The organism is Desulfuromonas sp., assembly GCA_002869615.1.
GTDB lineage: Bacteria > Desulfobacterota > Desulfuromonadia > Desulfuromonadales > UBA2294 > BM707.
The window spans coordinates 1-3,892 of record PKUH01000025.1 but is presented as its reverse complement, the minus strand read 5'-3'; the positions used below and the strand labels follow the sequence as shown (position 1 = coordinate 3,892).

The following is a 3,892-nucleotide window of genomic DNA, read 5'->3' as shown; positions in this document are numbered from 1 at the left end:
GGGCAGATGGAATCGTGCCATAGGCCGGAAATATCCGAGGTGGGGGCAACCACTCGTTGCCAGGAGCAAACCGACGAGAGAGCCGAGAGCTCTCTGGAGACTGGTTTTCTGGAAAACGGTCCTGTCAGGCATTTCAACCAGCAGATTGACCGTCTCATGTGAGTCAACATCATTAAAAGCGCTGACGACATTCAGGAGGCTGTAAGCAGCAGGGCATATTGTCTGCGTTTCCGGGTCAAGTGTGCAATGTTGACATTTTGCAGCATCAAGCCTTGACCAATCCGGGCAAGCATCAACCTCAGGCAAACCGGATTGCAAAGCGGTTGCAGAATCAATCGAAACGGATAGAGTCTCCTGCCAGCCTGATGCAAAGGTGAATCGATAAGAAATATCCATGATTTCACCGACCGGACATTATCCCTGGTCGAGCACGGTTATCCCTGGCGACAACCGCTCCGCTTTCTGGATCTGTAATTCCTGGGTACGCAGTTTGGCCAGCAACATGCGGTTCTTCATTTCAATATCGTATTTTTCGATACCGGCGCGAACAGCCATCAAGAGCTCAAAATTGTTCCAGGGCTTTAACATAAAGCGGAAGATTTCTCCTTCGTTTAAAGCCTTCATTGCAGCGTCGATACTGGCATGTCCGGTCAGGGTTATGCGCACCACTTGCGGATGCTGCAATGCAACCATGCTGAGCAGCTGTGAGCCTTTCATTCCCGGCATCCGTTCATCGGAAATGATAAGCTTGATTTTCTCCTTTGCCAAAACTTTCAGGGCATCTTCCCCACTGTCTGCCTTGAATATTTCATAATCCTCGTCGGCAAAAACCCGCTCCAGGGAATTCAGCACTGATGGTTCATCATCGACCAATAAAATTTTATTCTCGTTCATAAATCCTCCTCTGAATGGTTTCCTGATCTTGCAATACAACCCGTAGTGGAAAAATACACGTTTACTAAAGACCTCTATTGTCTTGTTTCTGTCGGAAAGGTCAGGGTGAACATTGTTCCCTTGCCAACTTCGCTCGCTAAATCGATGGTTGCGTTATGTTTCTGCAGAATGTCGTAAACAACACTCATTCCCAGGCCGGTCCCCTTACCAACCTCTTTAGTCGTAAAGAAAGGTTCAAAGATTTTCGACTGGATTTCTGCAGGCATGACGCAGCCGTTATCCTCAATAATCACAACGATATTATTATCATCATCCTGTCTTGTCCGGATTTTGATTTCCCCCTTTTCCTCAATCGCATGTGCGGAATTCATGACGAGGTTCATGAACACCTGCCCCAACTTGTGACTATTTGCATAAAGCAGCGGAAGTTGTCCGTACTCCTTAACCAGGTCGGCATTGTACTTGATTTCATTGCGGACGATATTGAGGGTGCTGTCAATACAGGCATTGACATCGACATAATCGAGTGAATCGTCATCTGATCTGGAAAAAGTTTTCAAATCGTTGACAATCCCGGTCACCCGGTCAGTACCATCGATACACTCGGCGACCAACGTTGGCAGATCGTCCATAATTTTTCTGATTTTGTTCTGCTCAAAAGACAACATCAATTCATCAAAAACCGGATTGCCGCCATTTGTTTCGAAGATCTTCGAGGCTTCCTGGAAGAATGTCTCAAAGCGTTGAACATACCTTCTCATTGTGCTCAGATTGCTCGAGATAAAACCAACCGGGTTATTTATTTCATGGGCCACTCCTGCAGAAAGCTGTCCGATTGAGGCCATTTTTTCCTGTTGCAAACTCTGAACACGGGTATGACTAAGCTCATCATAAGCATCTTGAAGGTTTTTGTGACCGGCCTGCAGAATATCCATCATGCAATTGAATAGCTCCTGAATATGATTCAGCGGTTCGGACATGATTGTTTTATAATAATCACAGGTTGAAATATCTTGCTGGCAATGAGCACTTAACTCTTCCTTGCAGACAACATCACCGTTTGCATCAAATTCCCAACACCGATAAGATTCCGAACCAAACTGCGGGCACTGCTCATTGTTGCATTGATTGACCTCATGACAGAAATAGAAATGGTGATGCAGAAGGTCGATTCTTACGTCATAATTTTTCAACTGGGTGACCTTGGTAATCGCTGCTGCCAGCTGGTCAAGGGTGCCCATTAATTCACCCCGACTCGATGCAAGCTCATCTTCAAAGATTTTTCTTTCGGTAATGTCACGGATGAAAATGAAAACCGACTCGCGCAATACTTCAGGACCATGAGTGTTTGAAAGTGATGCGACCCCCCACCGGGTCCCGCGAGTCGCTGTTTCCACAGGAAAATCTATTTCCGATATCTCTGTTCCGGAAAGGAGGCAGGTATTAATTTGTTCCTTGAATTTACTACCGAGCCCCTCGATCTCATTAATAAATGCTCCCTCCAGGTGATCCGCGGGGAGAGCAAAAAATTCTTTCGCCGCATTGTTGGCCTTGATAATTTGCCCGGTCCGGTCCAGGGTGAGCAGGATCAGGTAATCCGAGGCACTAATGGAGTTGATCAGCCCCTCGTTGAACAGCCGGTTTTTTTCCGAGACATAGTAATCTTCCATTGTTTTGGCGACCGCGTCTTCGAGTCTTTTATTCACCTCGCTAAGCTTGTCGCGCGTCGCCATTAATTCGCGATTTTGTCGGTAGGAATGTTCGTAAGTCGATAAAAGCAAATCAAGCACCCGATTGCTGTCACAATCAATCTGATACTCCTTGCCGGCGTAAAAAACCTTGTTTTTATCAGGGTTGTCACCCTGCCGGTATTTTTGGGTTTTTAAAACGCTATCGATTCGTTCGAGCAGGAAGTCGGCATCGTAGGGTTTATGAATAAAATTCGTGGCACCGCACTGCAAACCTTCGATAACCGCGGTCGGCTCATCCAGGCATGTCAGCAAAAAAATGGGGATGGAAGAAAACGGTGCTTCGGCTTTGATCATACGGCATAGTTCAAAACCATTCATTTTAGGCATGATTACATCGGAAAGTATCAAGTCGGGCAGTTCGTCGGTATCAAAGAGATGCTGTAGAGCGGCAACACCGTCATGAGCAGTGTCAACCGTGTACCCGTTGTCGGTTAACAAATCTTCAAGACGTTTGCGTTCGAGCTGCACATCATCGACGATAAGGATTCTTGCAACTGGCATCCACCCTCCTTGACCTGATAACGATCCAAAACCGACATTCAATATTGCCCGATGGATCAACCGTAAGAAAAATTAGTGGCAACAAAAGGCGTCGATTCCGGCCCCCGATTTAATTTGTCGATTAATAAAGGTCACGAACTTCATCCTAGCGAAAAAGGTGCCAATCGGAAAAACATCGTAACCTCCTGTAATAAAACGGCTTATTTGATACATGGCCGCATTGTCCCGGTTCAATTTCTGCGCAGAAGGCTTTATGTGAAAACGTGTAAATAGTTGAATTTACGAGCCTTTCAAGAGTCAAAAGGTCCCTGACGGCTGTGCAAGTTCTGAACAGGATTTTACCATTTTGCCAAGTACTACTGGCAGCCACTTTGTGGAGAAGACTACGGTCCGGAACGGCTATGCAGTTGAGAACATAAGTTTTCGGAACAATTCGGGTGCAATTCCTGTCAACGACAACAGAACGCCAGCGCCAGCCCGCATCCGGGGTTTATACGTCCCGGCGGACATCTCATCCCGGCAGTCAATGACGGATTCAAACCGAAGATACGGCATCAGTCGCCCTCTCCCTTGAGAATATCCCGAATCATGTCGAGCAGTACCTTGGGCGCAATCGGCTTATGCAATAACGGTACGTTATGTTCGGCCATCCCTTCACCCTGCAGGATGTCGTCGGTATAGCCGCTGATAAAGAAGGCTTTGACCTCAGGATTGTGTTTTTTTATTTCGACCAAAGCTTCCTTGCC

General features: G+C 46.7%; 3 protein-coding genes. All 3 read right to left on the bottom strand.

What is annotated here, in order from left to right; translation table 11 throughout:
• Positions 1–414 precede the first annotated feature (414 nt).
• Complete coding sequence (locus C0623_03850) at positions 415–894, bottom strand: response regulator (GenBank protein PLY02480.1); 480 nt, start codon at positions 892–894, stop codon at positions 415–417.
• Between the two features lie 74 nt (positions 895–968).
• Positions 969–3,146: a hypothetical protein gene (locus C0623_03845; protein ID PLY02479.1), complete on the bottom strand. Its 2,178-nt coding sequence runs from the start codon at positions 3,144–3,146 to the stop codon at positions 969–971.
• 554 nt (positions 3,147–3,700) lie between these two features.
• A partial coding sequence (locus C0623_03840; GenBank protein PLY02478.1) for a hypothetical protein occupies positions 3,701–3,892 on the bottom strand: 192 nt, incomplete at its 5' end.